6 protein-coding genes are annotated in these 4184 nt (G+C 32.2%); 2 read left to right on the forward strand and 4 right to left on the reverse strand.

Annotation, left to right across the window (positions count from 1 at the left end; genetic code table 11):
* Window positions 1–164: 164 nt before the first annotated feature.
* The 4 genes from brnA to IQ228_RS22335 all read right to left on the reverse strand — a co-directional run bounded on the left by brnA (window position 165) and on the right by IQ228_RS22335 (window position 3045).
* Window positions 165–398: a type II toxin-antitoxin system BrnA family antitoxin gene (gene brnA / locus IQ228_RS22320; RefSeq protein WP_096664968.1), complete on the reverse strand. Its 234-nt coding sequence runs from the start codon at window positions 396–398 to the stop codon at window positions 165–167.
* 110 nt (window positions 399–508) lie between these two features.
* On the reverse strand, window positions 509–838 hold the full coding sequence (locus IQ228_RS22325; protein WP_193964480.1) for a helix-turn-helix domain-containing protein: 330 nt from the start codon (window positions 836–838) through the stop codon (window positions 509–511).
* Window positions 839–848: 10 nt separating this feature from the next.
* Complete coding sequence (locus IQ228_RS22330) at window positions 849–1208, reverse strand: type II toxin-antitoxin system RelE/ParE family toxin (RefSeq protein WP_193964482.1); 360 nt, start codon at window positions 1206–1208, stop codon at window positions 849–851.
* Window positions 1209–1215: 7 nt separating this feature from the next.
* Window positions 1216–3045, reverse strand: coding sequence for a WG repeat-containing protein (locus tag IQ228_RS22335; RefSeq protein ID WP_193964484.1), 1830 nt, complete (start codon window positions 3043–3045; stop codon window positions 1216–1218).
* A gap of 398 nt (window positions 3046–3443) precedes the next feature.
* Between IQ228_RS22335 and IQ228_RS22340 the strand changes: the two genes are divergently transcribed.
* On the forward strand, window positions 3444–3719 hold the full coding sequence (locus IQ228_RS22340) for a type II toxin-antitoxin system HicA family toxin (RefSeq protein ID WP_027403976.1): 276 nt from the start codon (window positions 3444–3446) through the stop codon (window positions 3717–3719).
* Window positions 3685–4065, forward strand: coding sequence for a type II toxin-antitoxin system HicB family antitoxin (locus IQ228_RS22345; protein ID WP_027403975.1), 381 nt, complete (start codon window positions 3685–3687; stop codon window positions 4063–4065). Before IQ228_RS22340 ends, IQ228_RS22345 begins: the two co-directional genes overlap by 35 nt.
* Window positions 4066–4184 lie beyond the last annotated feature (119 nt).

Genomic DNA, 4184 nt, shown 5'->3' on the forward strand with positions numbered 1-4184 from the left:
CCGTAAAATAGCTTGTTTACTCATCCCCTCTAATTCATCAACAATAGCTAAAGCATCGCTGTAACGTTGTTCTAAAATACTATTTCTGAGGTCTATTAATTCCTGTGTCATATTGATTACCTCAAGTTGGAAATTTACTAAATAAACGTCTGCTTCTACTATAACTAATTGGTAATCACTTTTTTATCCAGACGTTCAGCCAGCCACAATTTAATAATAGAATCAGAAGTCACACCTAAACGTTTTGCTTCCTGTTCTAAGGCTTCTATCATCCAAACAGGAAAATCAATATTAACTCTTTTTTGTGTATACCCTGAATGATGTACTTGAGATAAGTCTAAAAACTCAGTAATATCTTCACCATTGTCAAACTTAGTATCAAATTCTTCAGCTTTCATAAATATTAACCTCTTCAGTACGAGAACGACGAACAGAAATAATTCTTATTTTATCACTACGATAGGTAATGACTGCTGACCAATATTTATCAGTATTATATAAACTAGCATTAAGCAATTTTTTGATAGACAACATTAATTTTTGGTTGAGATTTATCTTGCTGTTGATTTGTTACCATTATTTCTACATTTTGACCTAGTTTAATTAAATAACTTAATAAATTTTCAATCGTAAATTCTTTGAGAATACCGTTAGTTAAATTATTTATTTGTTCAAGTTCTAAGCCTAAAATTTGTGCGGTTTGTTGAGGTGTAATTTGTTGCTGTTCTAAAATATCAGCAATAACAGAAGCTAATTTAACTTTGGCTAGTTTTTCTTCAGCATTAGCAAATCCTAAATCTTGAAATATGTTCCCAGAACTGATTGTATAATCTAACATAATCTTGATCTCATGATTCTCTAGTTTGTGAAATTTGGATTGCTGTTTGTAATCGCTGGTGAATTAAATCAATAGTTTGTTGAGGTGTTTTGATACCTTTGGGTGATTTTTTCTTGAAAGCATGGAGAATATACACAGCATTATCTATTTTTATAGCATAAATAGTGCGGTATGTATCGGTTTGATCATTGTTGCGAATTTCAAATACTCCATTAAATCCTTTTAATAGTTTTATTTTAGGATGATTTTGATTAGTTTGCACGCGATAAAGAATATACCCAATTTCATCAATTATATCTTCAGGAAATTCTAGAAGTTCTTCTTTAGCAGAGTTTACCCAGATAACTGTTTTGATTGTATCATTAGTCATAATTTAGTTAATAAACTATCTTTCCTGTTTTATCTATTAAGTAATCTTTGCCACTAATTGTTACTTTTGCTAATCCTTCTGAAAACGATTCAGCATTATTAAACTGATAAGGAATAACTATTTGACCATTAGCATTTATATAACCACATTTATCTCCTATTCGTACAGTCGCCAGTCCTTCTGAAAACCATACAGTCCTATCAAATTGACAAGAAATAACTATTTGACCATTAGTATTTATATATCCGTATTTTTCCCCTATTTTTACGGCTGCTAGTCCTTCAGAGAACCAGTAAATCTGATTAAACTGACAAGGAATAACCATTTGACCATTAGTGTTTATATACCCATATTTTCCTCCTATTTGTACGGTTGCCAGTTCTTCTGAAAAATTATTAGCATAATCAAACTGACAGGGAATAACTATTTGACCATTAGTGTTTATATAACCATATTTACCTCCTATTTGTACGGTTGCCAGTTCTTCTGAAAAATTATTAGCATAATCAAACTGACAGGGAATAACTATTTGACCATTAGTGTTTATATAACCATATTTACCTCCTATTTGTACAGTCGCCAGTCCTTCTGAAAACCACAAAGTCTTATCAAATTGACAAGAAATAACTAATTGACCATTAGTATTGATAAATACCCATTTTTCTGCTATTTTTACTTTTGCTAGTCCTTCTAAAAACGACTCAGTATCATCAAACTGACAGGGAATAACTAATTGACCATTAGTATTAATAAATCCCCATTTTTCTGCTATTTCTACTTTTGCTAGTCCTTCTGAAAAATCAGAAGCATTATCAAATTGATAGGGGATAGCTAATTCACCAATAGTATTGATAAATCCCCATTTTTCTCCTTTTATTACACGTGCTAGTCCTTCAGAAAAATTATAAGCAAGACCAAACTGGTAGGGAATAACTAATTTACCCCCACTAACATAACCATATTTTCCATTAAGTCTAACTGGAACTAACTTAGGTACTGCTAATAATCTTTGATTAATTACAAAAATTTGATTTAATTCATCCAGAGCTTCCTTTGCATTTCTATGACGTTCTTTCCAATCATAACGTACCATCTTAGAGATAAACTGCTCTAACTTGTCACTTATTTCAACCTGGTCAATCCAAATAATTTCACCATCATCATCTTCAGCAAATAAGCGTGGTGATCGATCAACTAATGCCTGAATTGCAGTCATCCCTAAAGCATAAATATCACTACTAAATTTAGGTTTACCCCTAGCCTGTTCTAAAGGCTTATATCCCCATGTACCAATACCAATAGTTCGGGTAGTAGAGCCTGATTTCATGGCAATAGTAGTATTAATTTGTTTGATTGCACCAAAATCAATCAATACTAATTTCCCATCTTTACGGCGCATAATATTGTCAGGTTTAACATCACGATGAATCACCTTATTTTCATGGACATAAACCAATATTTCTAAAACATCTCGTAACAGTTGAATTACATCATTTTCACTCAACTTTTTGCCAGGGCTGATTTCATTAGTTAAATCTTTACCTTCAATAAATTCTTGAATTATATAAAAGTCTTCACCTTCTTGAAAATGGGCATATAATTTAGGAATTTGATCGTGATTTTGTCCTAATTCATATAAAATTCTTGCTTCTTGTTCAAATAAACGGAGACTATCCCTGTCAATCTCTGTAGGTTTTAAACGCTTCACCACACAAACCGGTTTAGGAGTCACGGGAATATCTAAATCTTCTGCAAGGTAAGTTTCCCCAAACCCACCTTTCTTGAGTTCTAGTTCTTTAACAATCCTGTAACATTGACGGAGAATATTACCAATCATAGATTCAATAGATTCAATAATGTTATTGTTGATGATTGTTCCTGTATTGAGAATTATTGGGTTGTCAATAGTGTTTATTTTTTGTTGGTCATCTTTTGTACTTTATTTAGTAAACAATATTGAGTTATTTTGTAGTATTAGAGACTTCCAAATAAAAAAATGTCCCAAAACTAACGCAAAAACCCTCCCTATTTCTTCTCTCTCTGTGTTCTCTGTGCCTCTGTGGTTCGTTTGTTCATTTATTTATTGGGATAATTTATTTCCTGGAAGTCCCTTAGTGCTTGATTTTACGGTAGAAATAACTATATCTGATTTTAAAACTAAAAACAAGCGATCGCTTTTGGGCGGATTTTGCCAATGGTAAAAATTTATGATACTATATATGGTATCATCGCTCCGTGAGCAAATTAAGAAAATTAGTAGTTAAATTCCTGAAACTACCTCCAGAAGTAAGATTTGAGGATGTGTACTATCTTTTAGAAGCTTTTGGCTTTGAAGAAAAACGTTCTAAAGGTAGCCATCATAGTTTTAGAGATTCCCAAGGTAGAAAAGTTACTGTACCGAAAACAGGAGGACAGAAAGTTAAAGGAGTCTATGTTCAGCAAATAGTTGAGTTATTAAATTTAGAAGAGTGGATAAATGAAAACACTGAATCAGACGAACAAGCAGATTGAACAATCACCCTTAGAATACTATTTAAAGCTTCAATACCCTATCACCCTATACCCAGATATTGAAGGGGGATATGTAGCACAAATTAAAGATTTACCTGGATGTCTCACTCAAGGAGAAACCATAGAAGAGACAATGACAAATATTAATGAAGCGCGAGAATTGTGGATAGAAACGGCTTATGAAGCAGGTGATAATATTCCTTTACCCAGTACAGATGATAGTTATAGTGGTAAGTTAATGTTAAGAATGCCTAAATCATTACATCGGCGGTTATCTGAAACTGCGGAAAGGGAAGGAGTAAGTTTAAATCAATATATTGTATCTTTAGTGAGTGCAGCAAAGTAATAATGGGAGTTTAGCCGAAAAGATAGATCAGGAATTATATGAATAATAGTCAATTAATGGAATTTAATAATATAAACCGAATATTTTTCACTGAAATATGTTGCCAGAACTGATTGTAT

The organism is Dolichospermum sp. LEGE 00246, assembly GCF_015207865.1.
Taxonomy (GTDB): Bacteria; Cyanobacteriota; Cyanobacteriia; order Cyanobacteriales; family Nostocaceae; genus Dolichospermum; species Dolichospermum heterosporum.